At 70.4% G+C, this 25219-nt stretch carries 19 protein-coding genes and 2 pseudogenes; 13 read left to right on the top strand and 8 right to left on the bottom strand.

What is annotated here, in order from left to right:
- Together metG and rsmI are read right to left on the bottom strand one after the other, a co-directional pair.
- Positions 1-986 (bottom strand): methionine--tRNA ligase (metG, locus tag VFB40_RS07455; RefSeq protein ID WP_324848557.1); only part of this gene is annotated, 986 nt, incomplete at its 3' end.
- Between the two features lie 110 nt (positions 987-1096).
- On the bottom strand, positions 1097-2020 hold the full coding sequence (rsmI, locus tag VFB40_RS07450) for a 16S rRNA (cytidine(1402)-2'-O)-methyltransferase (RefSeq protein WP_324848556.1): 924 nt from the start codon (positions 2018-2020) through the stop codon (positions 1097-1099).
- 54 nt (positions 2021-2074) lie between these two features.
- On the opposite strand from rsmI, the gene VFB40_RS07445 reads away from it, so the two are divergent.
- Positions 2075-4102: a dolichyl-phosphate-mannose--protein mannosyltransferase gene (locus VFB40_RS07445; RefSeq protein WP_324848555.1), complete on the top strand. Its 2028-nt coding sequence runs from the start codon at positions 2075-2077 to the stop codon at positions 4100-4102.
- Between the two features lie 106 nt (positions 4103-4208).
- On the opposite strand, the gene VFB40_RS07440 is transcribed toward VFB40_RS07445, so the two are convergent.
- Positions 4209-4607 (bottom strand): hypothetical protein, encoded by a 399-nt coding sequence (locus VFB40_RS07440; protein WP_324848554.1) that lies wholly within the window; start codon positions 4605-4607, stop codon positions 4209-4211.
- A gap of 118 nt (positions 4608-4725) precedes the next feature.
- A complete protein-coding gene (locus VFB40_RS07435; protein ID WP_324848553.1) occupies positions 4726-5718 on the bottom strand; it encodes a hypothetical protein in 993 nt (330 codons plus the stop codon).
- A 503-nt stretch (positions 5719-6221) separates the two neighbouring features.
- Here VFB40_RS07435 and VFB40_RS07430 point away from each other — a divergent pair.
- The 5 genes and pseudogenes from VFB40_RS07430 to VFB40_RS28480 form a co-directional block, all read left to right on the top strand.
- Positions 6222-7247 carry a LacI family DNA-binding transcriptional regulator gene (locus tag VFB40_RS07430; protein WP_324848552.1) on the top strand — a complete coding sequence of 342 codons (1026 nt, stop codon included), beginning with the start codon at positions 6222-6224 and terminating at the stop codon, positions 7245-7247.
- 102 nt (positions 7248-7349) lie between these two features.
- On the top strand, positions 7350-9380 hold the full coding sequence (locus tag VFB40_RS07425; RefSeq protein WP_324848551.1) for a glycoside hydrolase family 31 protein: 2031 nt from the start codon (positions 7350-7352) through the stop codon (positions 9378-9380).
- Between the two features lie 63 nt (positions 9381-9443).
- Positions 9444-11372: an ABC-F family ATP-binding cassette domain-containing protein gene (locus VFB40_RS07420; RefSeq protein ID WP_324848550.1), complete on the top strand. Its 1929-nt coding sequence runs from the start codon at positions 9444-9446 to the stop codon at positions 11370-11372.
- A 163-nt stretch (positions 11373-11535) separates the two neighbouring features.
- Positions 11536-11706, top strand: a pseudogene (locus tag VFB40_RS28485) (response regulator transcription factor); the annotation flags it as partial.
- Between the two features lie 75 nt (positions 11707-11781).
- A pseudogene (locus VFB40_RS28480) lies at positions 11782-11970 on the top strand (helix-turn-helix domain-containing protein); the annotation flags it as partial.
- 27 nt (positions 11971-11997) lie between these two features.
- On the opposite strand, the gene fdhD reads toward VFB40_RS28480, so the two are convergent.
- Positions 11998-12936 (bottom strand): formate dehydrogenase accessory sulfurtransferase FdhD, encoded by a 939-nt coding sequence (fdhD, locus tag VFB40_RS07410; RefSeq protein ID WP_324848548.1) that lies wholly within the window; start codon positions 12934-12936, stop codon positions 11998-12000.
- 171 nt (positions 12937-13107) lie between these two features.
- Positions 13108-13311: a cold-shock protein gene (locus VFB40_RS07405; protein ID WP_324848547.1), complete on the bottom strand. Its 204-nt coding sequence runs from the start codon at positions 13309-13311 to the stop codon at positions 13108-13110.
- 350 nt (positions 13312-13661) lie between these two features.
- Between VFB40_RS07405 and VFB40_RS07400 the strand changes: the two genes are divergently transcribed.
- The 4 genes from VFB40_RS07400 (at position 13662) to VFB40_RS07385 (ending at position 19755) form a co-directional block, all read left to right on the top strand.
- Positions 13662-15614 carry an ABC transporter ATP-binding protein gene (locus VFB40_RS07400; protein WP_349261380.1) on the top strand — a complete coding sequence of 651 codons (1953 nt, stop codon included), beginning with the start codon at positions 13662-13664 and terminating at the stop codon, positions 15612-15614.
- Between the two features lie 5 nt (positions 15615-15619).
- Positions 15620-17572, top strand: a complete 1953-nt coding sequence (locus VFB40_RS07395; RefSeq protein ID WP_324848545.1) for an ABC transporter ATP-binding protein — start codon at positions 15620-15622, stop codon at positions 17570-17572.
- A 187-nt stretch (positions 17573-17759) separates the two neighbouring features.
- Positions 17760-18431, top strand: coding sequence for a response regulator transcription factor (locus VFB40_RS07390; RefSeq protein ID WP_324840214.1), 672 nt, complete (start codon positions 17760-17762; stop codon positions 18429-18431).
- A 64-nt stretch (positions 18432-18495) separates the two neighbouring features.
- Positions 18496-19755 (top strand): sensor histidine kinase, encoded by a 1260-nt coding sequence (locus VFB40_RS07385; RefSeq protein WP_349260140.1) that lies wholly within the window; start codon positions 18496-18498, stop codon positions 19753-19755.
- Positions 19756-19939: 184 nt separating this feature from the next.
- Here VFB40_RS07385 and VFB40_RS07380 read toward each other — a convergent pair whose 3' ends face one another.
- Positions 19940-20509, bottom strand: coding sequence for a GtrA family protein (locus VFB40_RS07380; RefSeq protein ID WP_324848544.1), 570 nt, complete (start codon positions 20507-20509; stop codon positions 19940-19942).
- Between the two features lie 416 nt (positions 20510-20925).
- On the opposite strand from VFB40_RS07380, the gene VFB40_RS07375 reads away from it, so the two are divergent.
- Complete coding sequence (locus tag VFB40_RS07375) at positions 20926-22050, top strand: 5-(carboxyamino)imidazole ribonucleotide synthase (protein ID WP_414642053.1); 1125 nt, start codon at positions 20926-20928, stop codon at positions 22048-22050.
- The gene (purE, locus tag VFB40_RS07370) at positions 22043-22573 is read left to right on the top strand and encodes a 5-(carboxyamino)imidazole ribonucleotide mutase (RefSeq protein ID WP_324848542.1); all 531 of its coding nucleotides are present in this window, start codon (positions 22043-22045) and stop codon (positions 22571-22573) included. The genes VFB40_RS07375 and purE overlap by 8 nt, the downstream gene beginning before the upstream one ends.
- 13 nt (positions 22574-22586) lie before the next feature.
- On the opposite strand, the gene VFB40_RS07365 is transcribed toward purE, so the two are convergent.
- Positions 22587-23918, bottom strand: a complete 1332-nt coding sequence (locus VFB40_RS07365) for a UDP-glucose dehydrogenase family protein (protein WP_324848541.1) — start codon at positions 23916-23918, stop codon at positions 22587-22589.
- Between the two features lie 136 nt (positions 23919-24054).
- On the opposite strand from VFB40_RS07365, the gene VFB40_RS07360 reads away from it, so the two are divergent.
- Positions 24055-25218, top strand: a complete 1164-nt coding sequence (locus tag VFB40_RS07360; RefSeq protein WP_324848540.1) for an acyl-CoA dehydrogenase family protein — start codon at positions 24055-24057, stop codon at positions 25216-25218.
- Position 25219: the final 1 nt, after the last annotated feature.

Raw genomic sequence — 25219 nt, 5'->3', positions numbered from 1 at the left:
GGGGCGATGCCGGTCAGCTTCGACTTCGACATCTTCTCGCCGCCGACCAGCAGCCAGCCGTGCCCGAACACCTGCTTCGGCAGCGGCAGCCCCGCGGCCAGCAGCATGGCCGGCCAGATCACCGCGTGGAAGCGCAGGATGTCCTTGCCGACCAGGTGCACGTCGGCCGGCCAGGTGCGCTCGAACTTCTCCTTGTCCGCGGCCGACGGTGCGTCGAGCCCGATCGCGGTGGCGTAGTTGAGCAGCGCGTCGATCCAGACGTAGAGCACGTGCTTCGGGTCCCACGGGATCGGGATGCCCCAGTCGAACGAGGAGCGCGAGATCGACAGGTCCTGCAGCCCCTGCTTGACGAACGAGACGACCTCGTTGCGGGCCGAGGCGGGCTGGACGAACTCCGGGTGCGCCTCGTAGTGCTCCAGCAGCCGCTCGGTGTACGCGGACATCCGGAAGAAGTAGTTCTCCTCCGCGATGTACTCGACCGGCGTGCCGTGGATGGCGCAGACCTTCTGGCCGGCGTACTCGCCCTCGCCATCGAGCAGCTCGCCCGGCAGCTTGAACTCCTCGCAGCCCACGCAGTACGGGCCCTCGTACGAGCCCTTGTACACCTCACCGGCGTCATAGAGCCGCTGCCAGAACTCCTGGACCCGCTCGGTGTGCCGCCGCTCGGTGGTGCGGATGAAGTCGTCGTTCGCCGCGTCGATGGTGACGAGCGCGGGCTTCCAGGCGGACTCGACCAGCCGGTCGGTCCACTCCTGCGGCGTGGTGCCGTTGGCCTCGGCCGTGCGCATGACCTTCTGGCCGTGTTCGTCGGTGCCGGTGAGGAACCAGACGGACTCGCCGCGCTGGCGGTGCCAACGCGTGAGGACGTCACCGGCCGTCGTCGTGTAGGCGTGCCCGATGTGCGGCGCGTCGTTCACGTAGTAAATCGGCGTGGTGACGTAGAAGGTCTTGTCCCCGGAGCCCGGGGCGTCGCTGCCAGAAGCCATGCCCAAATCCTAACGGGGCTGTTCGCCCGATCCGGCACGGTTGAGAGCGACCGCGGAGTGGGGCCCCCACTCCGCGGTCGCTCTTACCGGCAGCGGACGGTGGCGAGCGCTCATCCCTCCGGGGGCTCGCTCGCCGATCCCTCCTTTTCCTCCTTCGCGGCCACCACCGCGTCGAACACCGCCCGCTTCGGCACGCCGGTCTGCGCCGCCACGGCCGCGATCGCCGCCTTGCGGTGCTCGCCCCCCGCCTCCCGCTCGGCCACCAGCGCCGCCAACTCCTCGGGCGTCGTGTCCTCGGCGCGCTTTGGCTCCGCCCCTCCAACCACCACCGTGATCTCCCCCCGCACCCCCTCGGCCGCCCACGCCGCCAACTCGCCGAGTGGCCCGCGCCGTACCTCTTCGTAGGTCTTCGTCAGCTCGCGGCACACCGCGGCCGGCCGGTCTGCGCCGAACGCGTCAGCCATCGCAGTGAGAGTTTCACCGAGCCGGTGCGGAGCCTCGAAGAACACCATGGTGCGCGGCTCGTCGGCATTGGCGGCCAAGGTCCGCGCCCGCTCGCCGGCCTTGCGCGGCAGAAAGCCCTCGAAGCAGAACCGGTCGACTGGGAGTCCGGAAAGCGCCAAAGCCGTCAGCACCGCCGAGGGACCGGGCACCGCGGTGACCCGCACTCCGGCCGCCACCGCCGCCGTGACCAGCCGAAAACCGGGATCTGAGACGGACGGCATCCCGGCGTCGGTGACCAGCAGCACCCGGGCGCCCTCGACCAGCCGCGCGACCAGCTCCGGCGTGCGGGCGCTCTCATTGGCCTCGAAGTACGACACGACACGCCCGGCCGGCTCGACCCCGAGCTCCTGGGTCAGCCGCCGCAGCCGTCTGGTGTCCTCAGCTGCGATGACGTCCGCGGCGGCGAGTTCCGCGGCCAGCCGGGCCGGGGCGTCGGCGGGATCGCCGATCGGCGTGCCGGCCAGGACGAGCACGCCGGCGCCGTCCTGCGAACGCGGGGCCGAGTACAAAAACGGACGATCAGGTTTCACGAATCCATCGTCCCCTGGTGCGCGGGGCGGGGGCCAATCCGTACGATGGCCCGCGTGACCAGCGACCTGCAGAGCGACAACGCGGCCGAACTGCCCGACTGGCCGGAGCCTGCGAGCCCGGCGGAGGAGCTCGGCGGCGCGCCGCGGCGCGGCGAGCACGACGCGCCCGGCACCGCGACCGCGAACGGCGAGGCGAAGTTCGAGGGCGGCGCGGCGGAGGCGTGGCCGGAGGCAGAGCCCTTCGACGCGCCCTGGCGCCGCCGCATGCGCCGCGGCTGGGAACGCGGGCGGGTCTGGTATCGCGCCAACGGCACGCCGACTCCGGAGCCGCGCGCCCCGCTGCGCGACCGGCTGGTGCCGCCGTTCTACCCGGAGTTCTTCCGCGGCGCCGGCTGGATCCTGCCGCTGGCGATCACCATCGTCGGCGGCGTGCTGCGGTTCTGGAACCTGGTGTGGCCCAACTCGGTGATCTTCGACGAGACGTACTACGCCAAGGACGCCTGGTCGATGTACGTCTACGGCTGGGAGCACGGCTGGGACCCGGCCAGCAACGGCTCGGTCGCCAACGGCAAGCTGGTCGGCCCCGGAACCTTCGGCCACAGCGGCATCGCGGACTTCAGCTGCTCCTCCGGCTGCCAGGAGTTCGTGGCGCACCCGCCGTTCGGCAAGTGGGTCATCGGCGCCGGCGAGCAGATCTGGGGCCTGAACCCGGTCGGCTGGCGGCTGATGGAGGCGGTGCTCGGCACGCTGGCGATCTTCATCATCGCCCGCGCCGCGCGCCGGATGTTCCGCTCGACCCTGATGGGCTGCATCGCCGGCCTGCTGTTCTCCTTCGACGGCCTGGCCTTCGTGATGGCCCGCACCGCGCTGCTCGACGGCATCCAGATGTTCTTCATCCTCGCCGCCTTCGCGGCGCTGCTGGTCGACCGGGACAAGACCCGGGCGAAATTCGCCGACTGGCGCGAGGAACGCGGGCTTACCGTGATGCTGCCGCGTAGTGAGTTCGGCCCGAAGCTCGGTTGGCGCCCTTGGCGGTGGATCGCGGGTCTCTCACTCGGGCTGGCGACAGCGACCAAATGGAACGCCATCTTCTTCGTCGCGGTTTTCGCGCTGCTGACCGTCAGCTGGGACATCGGTGCTCGTCGTGCGATCGGCGTGCGCCGGGCATCGGCCGTTTGGCTCTGGGCCTCGGTCCTGATTCTCGCGGGCGCGGTCGCGGCGGTGATGAAAACTCCGCTGCCTGCGCTCAAGTTGGTCTGGCTCGTGCTCGCGATCGGTGCCATCGTCTGGGTGCTGATCTCGGCGTTGGGGTCGGTGGCGCTCGCGCAGCTGCGTGAAGTTCTGTGGGCGTTCCTGGCGCTGCCGATCACGGCCGCGTTCGTGTTCGTGGCCTCCTACGCCGGCTGGTTCTTCGACACGAGCAACGGCGGCGGCTACAACCGGTTCTGGGCCAACACGCACCCCTCGAACTTCTGGCCGACCTGGACCAACCCGTTCCGGTCGCTGTGGAACTACGTGGACCAGCAGTACGGCTTCAACTCGAACCTGCAGACCCCGCACCCGTACCAGTCGAACCCGTGGTCCTGGTTCATCATGGGCCGCCCGGTCGCCTTCTACTACGAGTCGCCGAAGACCGGCCAGCAGGGCTGCACCCCATCGATGGGCACCTGCTCCGCCGAGGTGCTCGCGCTCGGCAACCCGCTGCTGTGGTGGTTCGCGACCGCGGCGATCCTGTTCCTGTTCTGGCGCTGGATCGGCCGCAGGGACTGGCGCGCGGCCGCCATCCTGGCCGGCATCGCGGCCGGCGTCGGGCCGTGGATGTGGTACGCCCAGCGCACGATCTTCTCCTTCTACGCGATCGCGTTCCTGCCCTTCATGGTGCTCGGCGCCACGATGGCCATCGGCGCGATCCTCGGCCGCGCGGACGCGTCGCCGACCAGACGCGTCTGGGGCGCGGCGGTGTCCGGAACGCTGGTCATCGGCGTCGTGGCGCTGTTCGCGTACTTCTATCCGATCTACACCGGGCAGACGATCCCGTACACGGACTGGTCCAACCACATGTGGCTGCCGTCATGGATCTGACGCGCTGACGCGCTGCTCGTCCGGCCCACCGCGCGCCGCCTGCCCGAATCTCGGGGCGGGCGGCGCCGCGCGTCGAGGGCTCGGCAGCTCTGCGGACTCGCGTCTTCTACTGCACGACGATGGTGACGTGCCACGTAGTGCCACCGGGAAGCGTGCTGCTCAACGTCGTGACGCCGTGGTGCGCGCCGACGAACACGCCTGCCGTGACATTCACCGGCGGGGTAAGGACTCCGTTATTGCCGTATCCGATCACTGACGTGTCGGTCACGCGGATGTCGCCCCACCGCGTTCCGGCCGGTGCGCTGGCGGGCGCGGTGAGGAACACGTCGAGGATCTGACCGGCAGCTAGGCAGAACGCGCCGGAGTCGGCTTCGGTGAGGCTGCCCGCGGCGTGCGGGAGGGTGGCCGGCTCGGGGGCGCGGCAGGTCGGCAGGCTCGCGGAGGCGGCGGCCGACGGTGCGGTATGCGCCGAGCTGCAGCCGGCGGTGAGAGCGGCCGCGAACACCGCGGAGGCGAGGGCGGCCAGGGTGCGCGCGCGGATGGAAGGCTCCTGAGTTCCGGCCGTGGCGCCGCCTTCGGGCCGGCGGCGCCACGGCGTGATCGTGGGTGGGATCAGACGGTCGTCAGTGCTGGTTGGTCGCGCTGGCGTAGTAGCTGACGCAGTTGCCCGCGTTGTTGTTGTAGTTGTTGCTGAACTCCGACTGGACCGCGAAGTAGGCGCCGTTCATGCTGATGATCGTCGAGGCGCCCTGGCCGCTGGAGATCCAGGCGCACTTGTCGCCGGTCTCGTAGCCGGAGGCGTCGAGCCAGCCGCTGCCGGCCTGCGGGTCGGTGAGGGTCTCGGCGTACTCGTGGCCGCCGACGATCGTGATGCCCTCCTTCGAGCCCGTCACGCCGTTGCTGGCGCTGACGAAGTTCGCGCCGCAGCCGCTGCCGGCGTCGGTGATGTACGGGAAGTTCGTGTACGGCACGTCGGCGCCGCTCGAGCTGCTCGTCACGTCGTGCCACGCGCAGTACTGCGTCTTGAAGCCCGAGGGCACGACGCCGTGCGGCGAGTCAACGATGATCTGGATGTTGTCGCCGGAGACACCGAAGTGAGAGGCGGCGCGCTTGGCCTCGGCTGCCAGCTGCGAGTCGGACGGCTTGCTCGGCGCGGCAGAAGCGCTGTCAAGCCAGGTGCCCTTGACCGGATTGGAAGAGGGGTGACCGACGTGGGTTCCGGAGCTTCCGCACTGCTTGGTGCCGGTGGCGACGCCCTCGCAGTACTGGGTCTGCGAGGTGAAGTACGTGTCGCCGCTGCCGTACGCGTGCTGGAAGAAGGAAAGCTGGAGCGCGGCCTCGCCCGAGGGGTCGCTGGTCACCGTCGATCCGGTGCCCCACTGGTTGCCCCAGTACACGATGTAGATCGTCGGGGACGTCACGACCGTGCCGCCGCCGTAGGACAGCAGGCCGCTGCCGCTGTACGCGGGGGAGGCGGCGTGGCGGTGGGCGGTGGCGACCGCCGTGGCCTTGTGCGAAGTGGTGCTCGACGCTGCGTTTGCCGGCGCCGCGACGGCGACCAGGGCGGCGGTGGCTGTGGCCGCTGCGAGGACACCGGTGGGTATGCGGTGGCGCATTGTCTCTCCTTGTTGAGGGACTCGCGAGGTGAGGCGATCGCCTCGCAGTCATCAAAGAGACGGCACGTGTCACCTACAAGACGCTGTTCGCCAAGAATTCATCGCACTATCGCAAAGTTCTAACCAACTTCGACCTTCGAACTCTGTCGTAGCGCGGTCACTGACGGCTTTCCGGCCTTGTGAACGCCTGTGCGGCGGAGGGCGCGACGCGGCGAGCGGAAGATCGGGGCGGGTTCGCAGCGGCCGTTCCCGGCAACCGGCTCAGCAGGGTTATCGAAGCGCTTCGACGGTCCCCATGGACATTCCCTACCTGCCCGGTCTACCCTTCATGGGCAAGACCGGGTGCGGCCCCGTCGGAAACGAGTCGAAGCGCTTCACCAAGCAGCTCCCCACCGCTTCGGCCCGGCTCGCCGCCGTCTCGCTCGCCCCGACTGATCTGTTCCGTCAACCGCTCATACTGTCCGAGCCCGGATGGCATCCACCGGGACGGCGTGGAGGATTCCATGGTGACCCTGGCCGAAGTCGCCCGCCAGGCGGGCGTCTCGCCCTCCACAGTCTCCTACGTGCTCTCCCGGAAAAGGTCCATTTCCGACGACACCCGGCGCAAGGTTGAGGCCGCGATCGAGGCGCTCGGCTACCACCCGCACGCGGGCGCCCGGGCGCTGGCCTCCAACCGCTCGAACATTCTGGCGCTCATGGTGCCGCTGCGCAGCGACATGTACGTGCCGGTCATCATGGAGATCGCGATGGCGGTCACCACCGAGGCCCGCGAGTACGGCCAGGACGTGCTGCTGCTGACTAAGGACGAGGGCACCCGCGGGGTGCGCCGGATCGCCGGCAGCGGCCTGGCCGACGCGATGATCCTGATGGACATCGAGCTGGACGACGACCGCATCCCGGTGCTGCGTGAGACCGACACCCCGGCCGTGCTGATCGGGTTGCCCGCCGACCCGGCCGGCCTGGCCTGCGTGGACCTGGACTTCGAGGCCACCGGCGCGGCCTGCGCCGACCACCTGGCCGACCTCGGCCACCGGGACGTGGCGCTGATCGGCGAGGGCGAGGGCGTCTACCAGCGGCACACCGGGTTCGCCGCGCGCACGCTCACCGGCTTCCAGCGCCGCGCCGCCGAACGCGGCCTGCGCGCGATGCACCGGGCCTGCGAAGGAACGTACGAGTCCACCGCGGGGATACTGTCGCGCATCCTGGAGGAGCGCCCCTCGACCACCGGCTTCGTCGTGCAGAACGAGTCGGCCATCCCGCCGCTGCTCAGCCTGCTGCGATTGTCCGGCCGTGCGGTGCCCGAGGAGACCAGCGTCGTCGCGATCTGCCCCGACCAGGTCGCGCTGCAGTCCTCGCCGCGGCTGACCAGCGTGTCCATCCCGGCGGAGGAGATGGGGCGGCGCGCGGTCCGGCTCGCCATGGCCCAGCTTGAGGGCGATCGCTCCGAGTCGATCACCCTGATCCCCCCGACGCTCACCGTGCGGGAATCGACCGCACCCCTCGCCACCGCCGGCTTCGTCGCCTCCTGACCTCCGCCCGCAGCACCGGCCCGAGTCCGCCCGCGCCAACGGACCCGAGGCGACCCCGGGGCCGCCGTCGGCCCCACCTCTTCACGTCCGAAAGGCACATGAATGTCTGACGAAGCGCCGCTCGCCTCGCTCGCCCACGAGGAGGGCGAGTTCCGCGCAGCCCCCGGCGGCCTGGAGTGGACCGGCCGCCAGGAGACCCTACGGATCGAGGCCTGGGGCGCCGACGCGCTGCGAGTCCGCTCCCGGGTCGGCGGGCCGATCCTCGACGCTCTGCCGGGCGCCCTGGTCGCCGAGACCGCTCCGCCGCTCGACACCGAGCCGACCGTCGTCATCGGCACGCGTGAGGCGACCGTCGTCAACGGTGCGGTTACCGCGACGATCTCCGCCATCGGCCGGATCACCTTTACCCGTACCGCTGACGGCACCGAACTGCTCGCAGAGCAGGATGCGCACTTCTGGTGGCCCGGCCCGCGACTGCGTACCGCACACGGCAACGGCTACGCGCGCCTTGAGCAGCGATTCGCGGCGTACCCCGACGAACGGCTGTACGGCCTCGGCCAGCACCAGCACGGCCTCTACGACCAGAAGGGCGCGGTCGTCGAGCTCGTACAGCGCAACTCAGAGGTCAGCATCCCTTTTCTGGTTTCCTCGCGCGGCTACGGTTTCCTGTGGAACAACCCGGCCATCGGCCGCGTGGAACTGGCCGTCAACGGCACCCGCTGGGTCGCCGACAGCGCCCGCCAGCTCGACTACTGGATCACCGCGGGCTCGCCCGCGCAGATTCAGCGCAACTACGCCGACGCCACCGGTCACGCCCCGCTGCTGCCGGAGTGGGCGGCCGGATTCTGGCAGTGCAAGCTGCGCTACAAGTCGCAGGAGGAACTGCTTGAGGTCGCCCGCGAATACCACCGCCGCGGCCTGCCCCTCGCGGTGATCGTCGCCGACTTCTTCCACTGGACGCACCTGGGCGAGTGGCGCTTCGACCCGGCCGAGTGGCCGGACCCGCAGGCCGCGGTCAAGGAGCTGGAGCAGTACGGAACCCGGCTGATGGTGTCGGTCTGGCCCTCCGTCAGCCCGCTGTCCGAGTTCCACGCGGAGATGGAGCGGCGCGGCCTGTTCATCGGCACCGAGTTCGGCCCGGTCGCGCACGCCGACTGGCCGGACAAGGGCATCGACAAGACCGTGCAGGTCGCCTTCTACGACGCGACCAACCCGGTGGCCCGCGAGTTCGTGTGGTCGAAGGTGCGCGAGAACTACCTCTCCCTCGGCATCGAGGTCTTCTGGGCCGACGCCTGCGAACCCGAACTCAAGCCCGGCTACTCGGCGAACCTGCGCTACCACGCCGGCCCCGGCCTCGAAGTCGGCAACATGTACCCGCGCGAGAACTCCCGGATGTTCCACGAGGGCATGCTCACCGAGGGCCGCACCGAGGTGGTCACCCTCAACCGCTCGGCCTGGGCCGGCTCGCAGCGCTACGGCGCGATCCTCTGGTCCGGCGACATATTCACCGACTTCGAGACGCTGCGTAAGCAGATCCCGGCCGGGCTGAACACCGCGCTGAGCGGGATTCCGTGGTGGAACACCGACATCGGCGGCTTCCACGGCGGCGACCCGACCTCCCCGGACTACCGCGAGGTGATGGTCCGCTGGTTCCAGTTCGGCGCGTTCAGCCCCATCTTCCGGCTGCACGGCGTGCGCTCCCCGGCCACGGCCTTCGGCCCGCAGATGACCGGCGCGCCCAACGAGATCTGGTCTTACGGCGAGGAAGCGGCCGAGATCATGGCCTCGTACATCGCGCTGCGCGAGCGGATCAAGCCGTACATCGCCGAGGTGATGCGTGACGCACACGAGAGCGGCGCTACGCCGATGCGGCCCTTCTTCGTCGAGTTCCCGGACGACCCGAAGGCGTGGGAGATCGACACGGCGTACCTGTTCGGCCCGGATCTGCTTGTCGCGCCGGTGCTTGAGGCGGGGGCGCGTGAGTGGACCGTGTACCTGCCGTCGGGCGCCTCGTGGCGCGATGCGTGGACAGGACAGGAGTACGACGGTGGCCAGTCGGTGACTGTCGACGCTCCGCTGGAACGCATTCCGCTCTTCCTGCGCGACGGTGCGGTACTGCCGATCGCCGAGTAGTCGTGTAGGGCGCTGAACAGCGCGAAAGCAGAGCACACGTCGCGTCCGGGTACCGTTGCTGTCGTGGCAAACCTGGTCAACATCGAGGCCGTGAGCAAGGCGTACGGCACCCGGACGCTGCTCGACGGCGTGTCGCTCGGCATCGCGGAAGGCGACCGCATCGGCGTGGTCGGGCGCAACGGCGGCGGTAAATCGACGCTGCTGCGCCTGCTCGCCAAGCTTGAGACGCCTGATGCCGGCCGGGTGATCCACAGCGGCTCGGTGCAGGTCAACGTGGTCGGGCAGCACGACGAGCTCGACCCGGCCGCGACGATCCGGCAACTGTTGCTGGCCGGTATGGCTGAGCACGAATGGGCCGGGCAGGCGCACGTGCGCGACGTGCTCACCGGCCTGCTCGGCGGCATCGGCGCGCCCGCGTACCGGGACGGGCTCGACACGGTCGTCGGGCCGCTGTCCGGCGGCGAGCGGCGGCGGATCGCGCTGGCGAAGGCGCTGCTCGAAGCAGACCGCGGTGACCGGCTGCTGCTGCTCGACGAGCCCACCAACCACCTCGACGTCGAGGCGATCGCCTGGCTGGCCGCGCATCTCAAAGCACGCCGATCCGCCCTGCTCGTCGTCACGCACGACCGCTGGTTCCTCGACGAGATCTGCACCATGACCTGGGAGGTCACCAGCGGCCAAGTGCACTCCTACGAGGGCGGCTACTCGGCCTACGTGCTGGCGCGGGCCGAGCGCTCCCGGGTCGCCTCGGCGGACTGGGACCGCAAGCAGAACCTGCTGCGCAAGGAGCTGGCCTGGCTGCGGCGCGGCGCCCCGGCGCGCACCTCGAAGCCGAAGTTCCGGATCGAGGCCGCCAACGCCCTGATCGCCGCCGAGCCGCCGCCGCGCGACGCGGCCGAGCTGATGCAGTTCGCCACCGCGCGCCTCGGGCGGACCGTCTACGAGCTCGAAGACGTCACGTACTCGGTCGGCGGCGCGGACTCCGCCCAGGGCGCGGACTCGGGCGTCGGCGCCGACCGCAGCGACAACGACGGCAGCGGCAACGAAGGCAGCGGCACCGCCGCGGCGCGCACCCTCTTCGAGCACGTCACCTGGCAGCTCGCGCCCGGCGAGCGCATCGGCCTCGTCGGCGTCAACGGCTCGGGCAAGACCAGCCTGCTGCGCTTGCTGACCGGCGCCGTCACGCCGGACTCCGGCAAGGTCGTGGCCGGCGTCACCGTCAAGCCCGCGCTGCTCTCCCAGGAGATCACCGAGATCCCGCCGGAAACGCGCGTGCTCAAGGCCGTTGAGGACGTACGCGCCGCCGTCGATCTGGGCAAGGGCCGCACGCTGACGGCCTCTCAGCTGCTCGAGCGCTTCGGATTCCCCGGCGAGAAGCAGTGGACCCCGGTCGGCGACCTGTCCGGCGGCGAGCGGCGGCGGCTGCAACTGCTGCGGCTGCTGATGGACGAGCCGAACGTGCTGCTTCTCGACGAGCCGACCAACGATCTGGACATCGACACGCTGACCGCGCTCGAGGACCTGCTCGACGGCTGGCCCGGCTCGCTCATCGTGGTCTCGCACGACCGCTACTTCCTCGAGCGCACCACGGACCGGATCGCGGCGCTGCTCGGCGATCGCGCGATCAGGATGCTGCCGGGCGGCGTGGACCAGTACCTCCAGCGCCGCGCGGAGTCCGTCGCCGCGGCCGAGGCGGCACAGCAGCGCGGTAGGCAGGCGGCGGCAGAGCGCTCGACCGGCGCGCCGGGCTCGGGTCCGGCCACGGGCGAGCGCGCCGTGCCCAGCGCCCGGGACCAGCGCGCCGCGCAGAAGGAGATGGCGCGCATCGAGCGGCAGCTGGACAAGATCTCGACCCGCGAGGCGGAACTGCACGAGCGGATGGCGCAGTCGGCGACGGACTACGAGGCCGTCGGCAAGCTCGACGCGGAACTGCGCGACCTCGCCGCCGAGCGCGAGCGGCTCGAGGAGCAGTGGTTGGCGCTCGCCGAGTAATCCGATTCGCCTAGCGGTTCAGGATTTCGTATTTTCGCAGCACACATATACCGGCCACGACTTTCACGCTTTCGAGTGACGGCGGCGGATTTCGCCACGCGGGCTATCGCGCGCGCCTACGGTCGATGTGTACTGACCGCGTCGTGTCGTCGGGGGTTGAGCCGTGACGTTCGGGAGCTGCGATAACTTGACCGAGCGGGAGCGTCACGTGCTGATGCGCCTGGCCGAGGGCGAGTCGAACCGGCAGATCGCCAAGAACCTGTCCATCACGCCGTCCACGGCCCGCACGCACACGCGCAACGTGCTGACCAAACTCGGCGTCAGCTCACGGGTTCTGGCCATCGCCTCCGCGCAGCCGGTTCAGGTCTCGATCCCGGCGCTCGTGCCGCAGCCCGTACCCGCGAACCCGGTCGACTCGCTGACCCGTCGCGAGCGCGAAGTGCTCGGCTGCATGGTCGAAGGGCTGGCCCGAGCCTCGATCGCCGCGCGGCTCGGCGTCTCCCCGAACACCGTGCGCACCCACGTGCGCCACATCCTCGCCAAGCTCGGCGTGCACTCGACTCCGGAAGCCGTGGCGCTCGTCTCGAAGTGGGCTTAGCCGTCCGGCCGGCGCTATGCGCTCCTGCTACGGACTGTGGACCACGATCCGCTCCGCGCCGCAGTAGACGTTGGCGGATTCGCCGCGCACGAAGCCCGCGAGCGTCATGCCGGACTCCCGCGCCAGCTCCACCGCCAGCGAGGAAGGCGCCGACACTGCGGCGAGCAGCGGAATCCCGGCGGCCGCCGCCTTCTGCACGAGTTCGAAGGAAGCGCGCCCGCTCACCGCGAGCAGATGCCCGCGCAGCGGCAGGCGACCGTCGCGCACCGCCCAGCCGATCACCTTGTCCACCGCGTTGTGTCGCCCGACGTCCTCACGCACGCACTGCAACGTCCCGTCCGACGCGAACAGCCCGGCCGCGTGCAGGCCACCGGTCTTCGAGAACAGCTTCTGACTGCCGCGTAGCGTCTTCGGCAGCGAATAGAGAACCTCGGGCGTGATCCGCACGGGATCGGTCTCGACGCTCCAGTGCGCGTTGGCGCGGACGGCCTCGATGCTCGACTTGCCGCACACGCCGCAGGCGCTGGTGGTGTAGGTGTTCCGGTCCAGCGACCAGAGCGGCAGCGCCGTGCCCGGCGCGAGATCGACGTCGACGATGTTGTACGTGTCGTGTGCCGCCTCGATGCGCCCGACCTCGATGTGCCTGGTCTCGATGTCCTCTGTCTCGATGTGCTCTGCCGAGGACCACGCGCCGCCGAGCCCGACCGGACCCGAGCAGGCCGAGTCGCCGCAGAACCGCATCCGGGCCAACTGGTGCGCGTCCCGGATCACGCCCTCGCCGACGAGGTAACCCGCCACCAGATCGAAATCGTCGCCCGGCGTCCGCATCGTCACCGCGATCTGCTTGCCGGCGACCCGGATCTCCAGCGGCTCCTCGGCGGCCAGCGTGTCCCGCGAGCGCCGCGCACCGCCGCCCGCGTCACCGCCGAGCTTCAGCACCGCCTCGCGCGTCGTCACCCTGCCCATGCCATGCACGGTACCCCCGCTGCGCGAAGCGCAACGTGCCGCACGAGCCGGCGCAAAAAGCACGACGCTCCGCGTCCCGGTGGACGCGGAGCGCGCGAGATGCCCGTTCAGCGAAGAGGGGCTTCTTGGTGCAGCTGACTACAGCGGCCTGTGACTACACAGCGGCCGGGACTACAGGGGCTTGACGTTCTCCGCCTGCGGACCCTTGGGGCCGGTGGTGACGTCGAACTCGACGCGCTGGTTCTCGTCGAGCGAACGGTAGCCGCTCGTCTGGATCGCAGTGAAGTGGACGAAGACGTCGGCGCCGCCGTCGTCCTGGGAGATGAAGCCGTAGCCCTTCTCCGCGTTGAACCACTTGACCGTACCGGAAGCCATCTCTCTCCTCTAGGAAGGGGACGTCGGACAGGTCCCACACTGCGTGGGGCCCGGGTTGCCCTCCACGAACCGTCCCGCTTTGCCAGTCACGCCGGGAGAGGATGCGCCACGAAACACAAAGGCCCGCGGCCGTCGTACTCCCGCGGGCGTTCAAACGAAGCATTCAGGGAACTGCAGCTGCAACCGGGGCCACCTTAACACGTGACTACCGCCACGTCCCTCGTTCGAACGGGTGAAATTCGAAAAGATCCCCGTTCGCTACCGGCGAACGGCGTCCGAGACCTGGCACAAACCATCGTATGCGGTACCACCAGGTCAAAAACCGGGTGCGTGATGGTCGTACAGCGCCTATGGTCCTTATCATGCCCCCTTCATCGCCGTCCGGCGGTTCTTTCGCGTCCCTATGGCGTCTGAAGACCTATGTTCGTCCGTATCGGTGGCAGATGCTGCTCATGTTCACCGTCGCCCTCGGCGGCACCCTCGTCGGCGTCGCCGTACCCCTGCTGACCAAGGCGGTCGTGGACGGACCGCTGCGCCGGGGCGACCGCGGCGCGCTCTGGCTGCTCGGCTTCTACGCCCTGCTGTTCGGCCTGGCCGAGGCCGCCCTCATCCTCGCCCGCCGGCTCACCCTGGCCAACAGCGCGCTCGGCATCGAGAAGGACCTGCGCGACGAGCTCTACGCGCACCTGCAGCGGCTCGACGTCGGCTTCCACGACTCCTGGCAGTCGGGCCAGCTGGTGGCCCGGATGACCAGCGACATCTCCGCGATCCGGCGGTTCCTCGGCTTCGCGCTGATCTTCCTGGTGGTCAACACGATCACCTTCGGCGTGGTCGGCGTGCTGCTGATCGTCATCCATCCGCTGCTCGGCGGCCTGATCGTGGTCTTCGGCCTGCCGCTCAGCTTCGTGATCTTCAAGTACTCGCGGGTGTACCGCAGGCAGATCCGCGCCGTGCAGGACCAGCAGGGCGAGGTGGCCACCGACGTCGAGGAGTCGGCCCTCGGCATCCGCGCCATCAAGGCCTTCGGCCGGGCCGGCTTCCTGACCGACCGCTACCTGACCAAGTCGCTCAAGCTGCGCGGCCTGCAGCTGACCCAGATCAAGACGCTGGCCGAGATCTGGGCGCTGATCATCGCGCAGCCGCAGGTGGTGCTCGGGCTGATCGTCCTCGGCGGCGGCGCCGCTGTGGCCGACGGCACCCTCACCCTCGGCACCCTGGTCGCCTTCATCTCCCTTTACCTGCTGCTGATCTGGCCGATCGAGTCGATGGGCTGGCTGCTCGCGGCCTCCCAGGAGGCCAACACCGCGGCCGAGCGGGTCTTCGAGGTGCTCGACGCCGAGCCGCAGATCCTCAGCCCGCAGATCGCCAGCCCCCAGGTCCCAGATCCCCAGGTCCCAGGTCCCCAGGTCCACGCCGCGCGGGCCGCCACGCAGCTGCCCGCGCAGGCCTCGGCGGCCGCTGACGTCCCCGCCCGTGCCCGGCTGACCGAGCGCCCGCGCCCGGACGCCCGGCCGGCTCCCGCGGCCGACGACGCGCGCCTCGCCTTCGAGCACGTGAGCTTCAGCTACCCGGTCGCCCTCGGCCGGGTGTCCGAGCAGGCGATCCTCACCGACGTGAACCTGCGCCTCGCCCCCGGCGAGACCATCGCGATCGTCGGCCCGACCGGCTGCGGCAAGACCACCCTGACCTCGCTGGTGCCCCGCCTCTACGACGTCACCGGCGGCCGGGTGCTGGTCGACGGGACCGACGTGCGCGAGCTGCCGCTGACCGAGCTGCGCGCCCGGGTCGCCTGCGCCTTCGAGGACCCGACCCTGTTCTCCGCCAGCGTCCGGGAGAACCTCGTGCTCGGCCGGCCCGAGGCCACCGCGGAGCAGGTCGAGGAGGCGCTGCGGATCGCGCAGGCCGGCTTCGTGCACGACCTGCCCTGGGGCCTGGACACCCGGGTCGGCGAGCAGGGCCTGTCCCTCTCCGGCGGACAGCGCCAGCGTCTCGCCCTGGCCCGGGCCGTGATCGGCCGCCCGCCTGTGCTCGTGCTCGACGACCCGCTCTCCGCGCTCGACGTGCACACCGAGGGCCTGGTCGAGCAGGCGCTGCGCGCGGTCCTCGCCGAGACCACCGGCCTGGTCGTCGCGCACCGCGCCTCCACCGTGCTGCTCGCCGACCGGGTCGCGCTGCTCGGCCCGCACCCCGACGGCGGCCACACCATCACCGCGCTCGGCACCCACCACGAGCTGCTGGAGACCGAGCCCGCCTACCGCGACCTACTGTCGCAGAGCTCTGAACTCGTCGAGGAAGGCGTTTAACCCGCATGACCGCGCTCGACACCGACTCCGACGCATCCGCCGCCCGATCCGCCGACTCCGCCAAGAACGCTGCCGACAAGAACGCCGCCGACAAAAACCCCGCCGTACTGGACGACTGGCGCGGCGTCGCCGCCGAGAGGGCCGACGAGATCTCGGCCAGCGGCGGGCTGTTCCTGCGCGCCCGCTCCCGCCGGCTGCTCGCGATGCTGCTGCGCCCGCACCGCCGCGCCCTGGCCTGGGCCACCTTCCTGATCGTCGTGGTCACCGGCGCCGAGATGGCCGGCCCGTACCTGGTGTCCGTCGGCATCGACTCCGGCATCCCGGCGATCCACCGCGGCGACTGGGCCCCGATCGGCGCCGCGGTCAGCGGCATCCTGGTCACCGCCCTCGCCGGAGCCCTGCTGCGGCTGCGGTTCCTGAAGGTGGCCGGGCGCATCGGCCAGGACGTCCTGTTCGACCTGCGCGGCCGGGTCTTCCGCCACTTCCAGCAGCTGCCGATCGCCTTCCACGAGCGGTACACCTCCGGCCGCGTGATCTCCCGGCTGACCAACGACCTCGACGCCCTCGGCGAACTGGTCAACGCCAGCCTCGACGGCCTGATCGACGCGACCCTGAACATCGCGGTGATCGGCATCCTGCTGGCCGTGCTCGACCCCGAGCTCTCGCTGTTCCTGCTGATCTGCCTGCCCGCGCTCTACCTGCTGCTGCGCTGGTACACCAACGGCTCACGGGTCGCCTACCGCCGCACCCGCGAGGCCATCGCCGCGCTGATCGTGCAGTTCGTCGAGACCCTCAACGGCATCCGCGCCGTGCAGGCCTTCCGCCGCGAGCCGCGCAACGACGCGATCTTCGACCAGCTCAGCCGCGACTACAAGGACGCCAACGCGGACGCGATGCGGCTGATGGCCTGGTTCATGCCCGGCATCAAGACGGTCGGCGCGGTGATGACCGCCGCGGTGCTGATCTTCGGCGGCTTCCAGGTGATGGACCACGCGCTCGAGGTCGGCGTGCTCACCGCCTACCTGCTCTACCTGCGCAGGTTCTTCGACCCGCTGCAGGACCTGGCGATGTTCTACAACTCCTACCAGTCCGCCACCGCCGCCCTGGAGAAGCTCTCCGGCGTGCTGGAGGAGGAGGCCAGCGTCCCCGAGCCGGCCAACCCCGCCGAGCTGCCCTCCCCGGTGCGCGGCGAGCTGCGCTTCGAGCACGTGCGCTTCGCCTACCCGCGGCGCGAGCAGCAGTCCCCGGACGGCGAGGCGACCCCCGAGAAGGTCATCCTGCCGGACCTGGAGCTGACCATCCCGGCCGGGCAGACCGTGGCGCTGGTCGGCGCCACCGGAGCCGGCAAGTCCACGCTGGCCCGGCTGATGTGCCGCTTCTACGACCCGAACGCCGGCGCGGTCCGGCTCGACGGGATCGACCTGCGCGAGCTGCGCGACACCGACCTGCGCCGCGCCGTGGTCATGGTCACCCAGGAGAACTTCCTGTTCACCGGCACCGTCGCGGACAACATCCGGTTCGGCCGGCCCGACGCCACCGACGCGCAGGTGCGCGAGGCCGCCCAGGCCATCGGCGCGCACCAGTTCATCGCGGCCCTCCCGGACGGCTACGACACCGACGTGAAGAAGCGCGGCGGCCGGCTCTCGGCCGGGCAGCGGCAGCTGGTCGCCTTCGCCCGCGCGTTCCTCGCCGACCCGGCGGTGCTGGTGCTCGACGAGGCCACCTCCTCGCTCGACGTGCCCAGCGAGCGGCTGGTGCAGCGGGCCCTGCGCACCATCCTGGCCGAGCGCACCGCGCTGATCATCGCGCACCGGCTCTCCACGGTGGAGATCGCGGACCGGGTGCTGGTCATGGAGGGCGGGCGGATCGTCGAGGACGGCACGCCGGCCGAACTGCTCGACGCCGCCGCGGGCCACTTCGCCGGGCTGCACTCCGCGTGGGTGGATTCGCTCGCCTGACCGGCACCGGATATTCCGCCGGAGTTCGGCGAACCGAAATCAATAGGGAAAACCCTTGGTTCGGCGGCGGGTGCGAACCGGCGGAGAAAGCCGCGAAACCGGACGAAACCAAGTTCGCGGGCCCGAAACGCAGGCGAGTTACCAGGGAGTATCCCGCTAATCGACCGAAGCAGCCTACGATCGCCCCATGACCCGCGTACTGCTCGCAGAGGACGACGTGGCTATCGCCGAGCCCTTGGCCCGCGCGCTGCGCCGGGAGGGCTACGACGTGGACCTGCGCGCGGACGGCCCAGGGGCGCTGGCCCTGGCCCAGTCCGGCGTGGTGGACCTGCTCGTCCTCGACCTGGGGCTGCCCGGCATGGACGGGCTGGAGGTGTGCCGGCGGCTGCGCACCGACGGCCACGGCTTCCCGGTACTGGTGCTCACCGCCCGCGCCGACGAGGTGGACACCGTGGTCGGCCTCGACGCCGGCGCCGACGACTACGTGACCAAGCCCTTCCGGCTGGCCGAACTGCTGGCCCGGGTGCGCGCGCTGCTGCGCCGCGGCTCCCCGGACAGCGGAACGGCGGCCCGCGGCGTGCGTATCGACGTCGAGTCGCACCGCGCCTTCCTCGGCGACGAGGAGCTGAACCTGACTGCCAAGGAGTTCGACCTGCTGCGCGTGCTGGTGCGCGACGCCGGCCGCGTGATAACCCGGGAACAACTGATGCGCGAAGTCTGGGACACTACCTGGTGGTCCTCGACCAAGACGCTCGACATGCACATCTCCTGGCTGCGTAAGAAGCTCGGCGACGACGCCGCCAACCCCCGGTTCATCTCCACCGTGCGGGGGGTCGGCTTCCGGTTCGAGCGCGGCTGATTGACGTGTCCCGCGGCGGTCGAACCCGGACCAGCAAGGCACCGTCCAGGGCCAGGGGGGTTCGATGCGCCGCCGGATGATCAAGTCGACGGTCTCCGCCGTGCTGATCGTCGTCGTGCTGCTCGGAGTGCCGCTGGGCATCATCGACGCGCTGCGCATCAGCGAGGCGGAGCACGCCGCGCTCAATCAGAAGGTGCAGCTCATCGGCTTCCAGCTGGACCAGCAGCTGGCGGTCAACCAGCAGGTCGACCTGGACGCGCTGAAGAAGCTGGTGCCGCGGGGCGACAGCGTGGCCGTCACCTATCCCGGCCACGCCAAGCAGCCGGTGATCATCAACCCGCAGGTCACCGACCACCCCAGGTCCAGCGACGTGTACAAGGGACCGCCGCCGCGCTCGGTGACCGCGATCCTGACCGAGTCCTGGTCGCCGACCGAGACGCGCATCCGCGGCAGCCTGCTGCTGGTGCTCGGCGTGGCGGTGCTGGCCACCGTGGCGGCCTGCGGGGTCGCCTTCCTCCAGGCGCGCCGCCTGGCCCGCCCGCTGAGCGACCTGGCGCAGACCGCCGAGCGGCTCGGCTCCGGCGACCCGCGCCCGCGCCACCGCCGTTACGGCATCCCCGAGCTCGACCGGGTCGCCGAGGTGATCGACCACACCGCGGAGCGCATCTCCCGGATGCTGGCCACCGAGCGCCGGCTGGCCGCGGACGCCTCACACCAGCTGCGCACGCCGCTTACCGCGCTGTCCATGCGCCTTGAGGAGATCATCGCGGCGCAGGATCTGATGGACGTGAAGGAGGAGGCGGCGGTCGCGCTCACCCAGGTCGAGCGGCTGACCGACGTCGTGCAGCGGCTGCTGACCGACGCGCGCGACACCCGCAGGTCCACCTCGACCGTGCCGATCGACGTGGACATGGTCATCCGGCAGCAGATCTTCGAATGGCGGCCGGCCTTCCGCAGCGCGCGCCGCCCGATCCGGGTCGACGGCGTGCGCGGCCTGGCCGCGGTCGCCACGCCCGGGGCGTTCGCGCAGGTGCTCGCCACGCTCATGGAGAACTCGCTGATGCACGGCGCCGGCCCGGTCACCATCCGCACCCGGACCACCGGCGGCTCGGTCGTGGTCGAGGTGTGCGACGAGGGCCCCGGGGTGCCGCCGGAGCTCGGCGCGCGGGTCTTCGAGCGGTCGGTGTCCGGCCGGGCCTCCACCGGCCTCGGACTGACCGTGGCCCGGGAGCTGGCGGAGGCCGACGGTGGCCGACTGGAGCTGCTCCAGCAGCGGCCGCCGGTGTTCGCGGTGTTCCTCACCGCCTTCGACCCGGTGATGTAGCGGGGCCGTGCAGCGGGCCATGTAGCGGGGCGCGCGGCGGTCCGCGAACGCGCTCCCGGCGGTACCCGTCCGGTGAAAGTAAGTCGTGAAAGTTATGGCACGCGGCACGCACGCTACATAAAAGCGGGGCGGGAACCCGAGGGTTCCCGCCCTGAAGCTGTGCGGAAGTCTTGGCTGAGGCCGGTTACCGCTCGGCGCGCAGCAGGTCGCCGGAGCCGGAGCGCTTGTGCCGCGGGCTGCTGCTCGGCGCCATCGGCAGCTGCGAGGTGGGCAGCGGCTCGGCGGCGGGGAACTGGAACTGCTCGCCGGCCAGCGCCGGGTCCGCCTTCGGGAAGATCCAGGTGCGGTAGGTCCACAGCCGGAAGACCATTCCGAGCGGCATGCCGAACATGTACTTGGCCACGTTGTTCGCGAGCGCGCCGTCGAAGTGCAGGATGTACTGCGAGAACGCCAGCGGCACCGTCTCGATCAGCATCCCGATGCCGTTGACCGCGAAGAACAGCACCAGCTCGCGGCTGCGGCCGATCGAGTCGCGGTCCTTGTAGGTCCAGAACCGGTTGCCGACGTAGGCGACGATGGTGGCCACCACGGTGCCGACCACGGAGCCGATGACCGGCTTGTGCGGGATGGCCTGCCAGCACAGGTTGGTCACCAGCATGTTCACCACAAGGGCGATCAGGCCGATCGTGCCGAACTTCGCCAGCTCGTCAAAGCCGCGGCGAACTCGGGCGTATGCAGCTTGTAGTGCCGCCACTGTGGATTACCTACCTGACTTCCGGGGGCTCACCACTACGAGAGTAGCCATTCTTGACCGCCGCAGACCGCCGCCATAGGTCCCGTAGCAGACCTGTGACGGACACATTGCCCGTTCAAGGTATACGAGACGCGGCCGCCAACCCATGACAGCACAAAGGAATGACCGCGGCAGCAGGAGTACTCGGGCGTTTCTGGCGCATTCCGGCACCGCCGTGCGAATGTGACCGAGCTCACCCGGCGTTCCCGGCGTGGCGGGCGGCGAACCTGCCGCTCGGCGTGAGCAGGGTCTGCCCGCCGTTAGGCTTGGTTCCTGTGATCGGCACACCTACCGCCCTAACGGATACGGGACGTGGCAGCTCCGGAGCCGTGAGCGCCCCGGTGGTCGGCGTCATCGGCGGCGGCCAGCTGGCCCGGATGATGCAGCCCGCGGCCATCGCGCTCGGCGTGCGACTGCGCGTGCTCGCGACGGGCCCCGACGAGTCGGCCGCGCAGGTGATCCCGGATGTAGCCCTCGGCGCCCATGACGACCCGCAAGCAGTCCTGGCCTTCGCCCGCAGCTGTGACGTGATCACCTTCGATCATGAGCACGTGCCGACTCCGGTGTTGGAGCGCCTGATCGAACTCGGCGTTGCGGTACGGCCGGGTCCGGGCGCCCTCGTGCACGCACAGGACAAGTCGATCATGCGGGAGCGGCTGAGCGCGATCGGTGTGCCGTGCCCGCAGTGGGCCCACCTCGACGATTCCGGCGACGGCGTCGAGGGCGTGATCGCCAGGGCCACCGAGTTCGCGAAGGAAGCCGGCTGGCCCTTCATCCTCAAGACGGCGCGCGGCGGTTACGACGGCAAGGGCGTCTGGCGGATCGAGGACGCGCAGCAGTTGCGTGAGGTGGCGCAGGGCGCGGCGACGCGCGGCGTGAAGCTCATCGCCGAGGCGCTGGTCCCGTTCACGCGGGAACTGTCCGCGCAGGTCGCGCGCTCGCCGCACGGGCAGGCGGTGGCGTACCCGGTGGTCGAGACGGTGCAGCGGGAGGGCATCTGCCGCGAGGTGTACGCTCCGGCCCCCGGTCTGGACGCGGACCGCTCGGCCGAGGCGCAGCGCATCGCGCTCACCATCGCCCGGGAGCTGGACGTGACCGGGATGCTGGCGGTCGAGCTGTTCCAGACCGCCGATGGCGCGCTGAGCGTCAACGAGCTGGCGATGCGGCCGCACAACTCCGGCCACTGGAGCATCGACGCCGCGGTGACCAGCCAGTTCGAGAACCACCTGCGGGCGGTGCTGGACCTGCCGCTCGGCGCGCCGACCCCGCAGGCTCCGGTGGCGGTGATGGCGAACGTGCTCGGCCTCGACCTGCCCGACGTCTACCCGGCGTATCTGCACTGCATGGCCCGCGACCCGGGGCTCAAGATCCACATGTACGGCAAGGCGGTCAAGCCAGGCCGCAAGATCGGGCACGTGACCGTGCTCGGCGACGACTTCGAGGACTGCGTCGAGCGCGCCACGCACGCCGCCGCCTACCTGCGGGGAGAGATCGATGAGTAGCGACGCCGCTGATCGCCGCGTAGTCCAGGTCGGCATCGTCATGGGCTCGGACTCGGACTGGCCGGTGATGAGCGCGGCAGCCGAGGCGCTCGCCGAGTTCGAGGTCGAATACGAGGTCGACGTGGTCTCCGCGCACCGGATGCCGCAGACGATGATCGAGTACGGGCAGCGCGCCGCCTCGCGTGGCCTCAAGGCGATCATCGCGGGAGCCGGGGGCGCCGCCCATTTGCCCGGGATGCTCGCCTCGGTTACGCCGCTGCCGGTGATCGGCGTGCCGGTGCCGCTGAAGTACCTGGACGGCATGGACTCGCTGCTGTCGATCGTGCAGATGCCCGCCGGCGTACCGGTCGCTACGGTGGCGGTCGGCGGCGCGCGCAACGCCGGCCTGCTCGCGGTCAGGATCCTGGCCGCGCACGACCCGCAGCTGCTGGCGGCGATGCGCGCGTTCCAGGACGACCTCGAGGCGCAGGCCCGGGCGAAGGGCGCCGTGCTGCGCGCGAAGCTCGCCGCCGACGAGGCCTGACGCTCGCGCGCGCCTAGCCGACGACCGGGCGTCCCAGCGCGCGGTACGTCCAGCGCGCCTCGTGCCAGCGCTGTGCCCGCAATGCGTTGCGGCCGTCCACGATCCGCCGCTGCGACACGACCTTGCCGACCTCCTCCGGATCCAGCTCGCGGAACTCCTGCCACTCCGTCAGGTGCAGGATCACGTGCGCGCCGCGCGCCGCCTCCAGCGCCGAGTCCGCGTACGCCAGCGTCGGGAACAGCTTGGCCGCGTTGTCGTTCGCCTTCGGGTCGTACACCGTCACCTGCGCTCCCTGCAGCAGGATCGACGCCGCCACGTTCAGCGCCGGGGAGTCGCGCACGTCGTCCGAGTTCGGCTTGAACGCCGCGCCCCACACCGCGACCCGCTTGCCGAGGAACGAGCCGTCGCACTGCTCGCGGGCCAGGTCCACCATCCGCACCCGGCGGCGCATGTTGATCGCGTCGACCTCCTTGAGGAACGCCAGCGCCTGGTCCACGCCCAGCTCTCCGGCGCGCGCCATGAAGGCCCTGATGTCCTTGGGCAGGCAGCCGCCGCCGAAGCCGAGACCGGGCACCAGGAACCTGCCGCCGATCCGCGCGTCGTAGGACAGCGCCTCGGACAGCTGCATCACGTCGCCGCCCGCCGCCTCGCAGACCTCCGCCATCGCGTTGATGAAGGAGATCTTGGTGGACAGGAACGCGTTCGCGGCGGCCTTCACCAGCTCGGCGGTGGCCAGGTCGGTGACCACCAGCGGTGTGCCGGCCTCGATCAGCGGCGCGTAGACGTCCCGCAGCGCAGCCTCGGCACGCTCCGAGGCGACCCCGATCACCAGCCGGTCCGGCCGCAGCGTGTCCCCGACCGCGTAGCCCTCGCGCAGGAACTCCGGGTTCCACGCCAGCTCCACGCCGGCGCCGGCCGGGGCCAGCTCCAGGAAGCGCTCGGCCAGCCGGACCGCCGTTCCCGCCGGAACCGTCGACTTGCCCGCGATCACCGTCGGCTGGTCCAGATGCGGGGCGAGCCCGTCCACCACCGCCTCGACGTAGCGCAGGTCCGCCGCGTACTCGCCCTTGCGCTGCGGCGTGTTCACGCAGATGAAGTGCACGTCGGCGCCGAAGCCGGCGACCTCGGCGTACGAGGTGGTGAAGCGCAGCCGACCGCTCGCGACGTGCTTGGCCAGCAACTCGTCGAGACCGGGCTCGTAAAAGGGAACGGTGCCCGCGGTGAGCGCGGCGATCTTCTCCGCGTCCACGTCCATGCCCAGGACTTCATAGCCAAGCTCGGCCATACAGGCCGCATGCGTGGCGCCGAGGTATCCGGTGCCGATCACGCTGATTCGTGCGGCCACGTGCCGTCCCCTTCCATTGCGCGCTTCTACGCAACCGACCCTAACGCGTCAGCCGCCAATGACTGTGACTCGCGCCTCGCTGTAGTCGCGGTAGGCGGGGCTGGCGCGCTGCTTACCGGTGAGTAACAATGGCGGGGTGACCCAGGACCAGGACTTCGACCTCTTCACCGTCCGCGAGGAGCACGAGCTGCTGCGCGAGTCGGTGCGCTCTCTCGTCGAGACGAAGATCGCGCCGTACGCCGCCGCCGTGGACGAGGAGGCGCGCTACCCGCAGGAGGCGCACGACGCGCTGCACGCCGCGGACATGCACGCCATCCACATCCCGGAGCAGTACGGCGGCGCCGGGGCGGACGCCCTGGCGACCTGCATCGTCATCGAGGAGATCGCGCGCGCCTGCGTGTCCTCCTCGCTCATCCCGGCGGTCAACAAGCTGGGCACGATGCCGCTGATCCTGTCCGGGTCCGAGGAGCTGAAGCAGAAGTACCTGCGTCCGGTCGCCGAGGGCCGCTCGACCTTCTCCTACGCCCTCTCCGAGCCCGAGGCCGGCTCCGACGCGGGCGGCATGACCACGCGCGCGGTCCGCGACGGCGACGGCTGGCGGCTCAACGGCGTCAAGCGGTGGATCACCAACGCGGGCGTCTCGGAGTACTACACGGTCATGGCGGTCACCGAGCCGGGCATCGGGACGAAGGGCATCTCCGCCTTCGTGGTGGAGAAGAGCGACGCGGGCTTCACCTTCGGCGCCAAGGAGAAGAAGCTCGGCATCAAGGGCTCGCCGACCCGTGAGCTGTATTTCGACGACGTGTGGATCCCGGGCGACCGGATCATCGGCGAGCCCGGCACCGGCTTCCGCACCGCGATGCGCACGCTGGACCACACCCGCGTCACCATCGCGGCGCAGGCGCTCGGCATCGCGCAGGGCGCCCTCGACTACGCGGCCGAGTACGTCAAGCAGCGCAAGCAGTTCGGCAAGCCGATCGCGGAGCTGCAGGGCGTCCAGTTCATGCTCGCCGACATGGGTATGAAGATCGCGGCCGCGCGCCAGCTCACCTACGCCGCGGCGGCCAAGTCCGAGCGCAACGACAAGGACCTGACCTTCTACGGCGCGGCGGCCAAGTGCTTCGCCTCCGACGCCGCGATGGAGGTCACCACGGACGCGGTCCAGCTGCTCGGCGGCTACGGCTACACGCAGGACTACCCGCTGGAGCGGATGATGCGTGACGCCAAGATCACGCAGATCTACGAGGGCACGAACCAGGTCCAGCGCGTCGTGATGGCGCGCCAGTTGCTGCGCGGCTGAG

The sequence above is a fragment of the Actinocrinis sp. genome (genome assembly GCF_035650855.1).
GTDB lineage: Bacteria > Actinomycetota > Actinomycetes > Streptomycetales > Catenulisporaceae > Actinocrinis.
This window is presented reverse-complemented; position numbering and strand designations above follow the sequence as displayed.

Bases quoted from the DNA above. Each gene is read 5' to 3' on its own strand.
- VFB40_RS07435 (WP_324848553.1), bottom strand. From the start codon at position 5,718: ATGCGCCACCGCATACCCACCGGTGTCCTCGCAGCGGCCACAGCCACC.
- VFB40_RS07385 (WP_349260140.1), top strand. From the start codon at position 18,496: ATGCGCCGCCGGATGATCAAGTCGACGGTCTCCGCCGTGCTGATCGTC.
- VFB40_RS07405 (WP_324848547.1), bottom strand. From the start codon at position 13,311: ATGGCTTCCGGTACGGTCAAGTGGTTCAACGCGGAGAAGGGCTACGGC.
- VFB40_RS07430 (WP_324848552.1), top strand. From the start codon at position 6,222: ATGGTGACCCTGGCCGAAGTCGCCCGCCAGGCGGGCGTCTCGCCCTCC.
- VFB40_RS07425 (WP_324848551.1), top strand. From the start codon at position 7,350: ATGTCTGACGAAGCGCCGCTCGCCTCGCTCGCCCACGAGGAGGGCGAG.
- VFB40_RS07395 (WP_324848545.1), top strand. From the start codon at position 15,620: ATGACCGCGCTCGACACCGACTCCGACGCATCCGCCGCCCGATCCGCC.
- fdhD (WP_324848548.1), bottom strand. From the start codon at position 12,936: ATGGGCAGGGTGACGACGCGCGAGGCGGTGCTGAAGCTCGGCGGTGAC.
- purE (WP_324848542.1), top strand. From the start codon at position 22,043: ATGAGTAGCGACGCCGCTGATCGCCGCGTAGTCCAGGTCGGCATCGTC.
- VFB40_RS07375 (WP_414642053.1), top strand. From the start codon at position 20,926: ATGATGCAGCCCGCGGCCATCGCGCTCGGCGTGCGACTGCGCGTGCTC.
- VFB40_RS07390 (WP_324840214.1), top strand. From the start codon at position 17,760: ATGACCCGCGTACTGCTCGCAGAGGACGACGTGGCTATCGCCGAGCCC.
- VFB40_RS07400 (WP_349261380.1), top strand. From the start codon at position 13,662: ATGGTCCTTATCATGCCCCCTTCATCGCCGTCCGGCGGTTCTTTCGCG.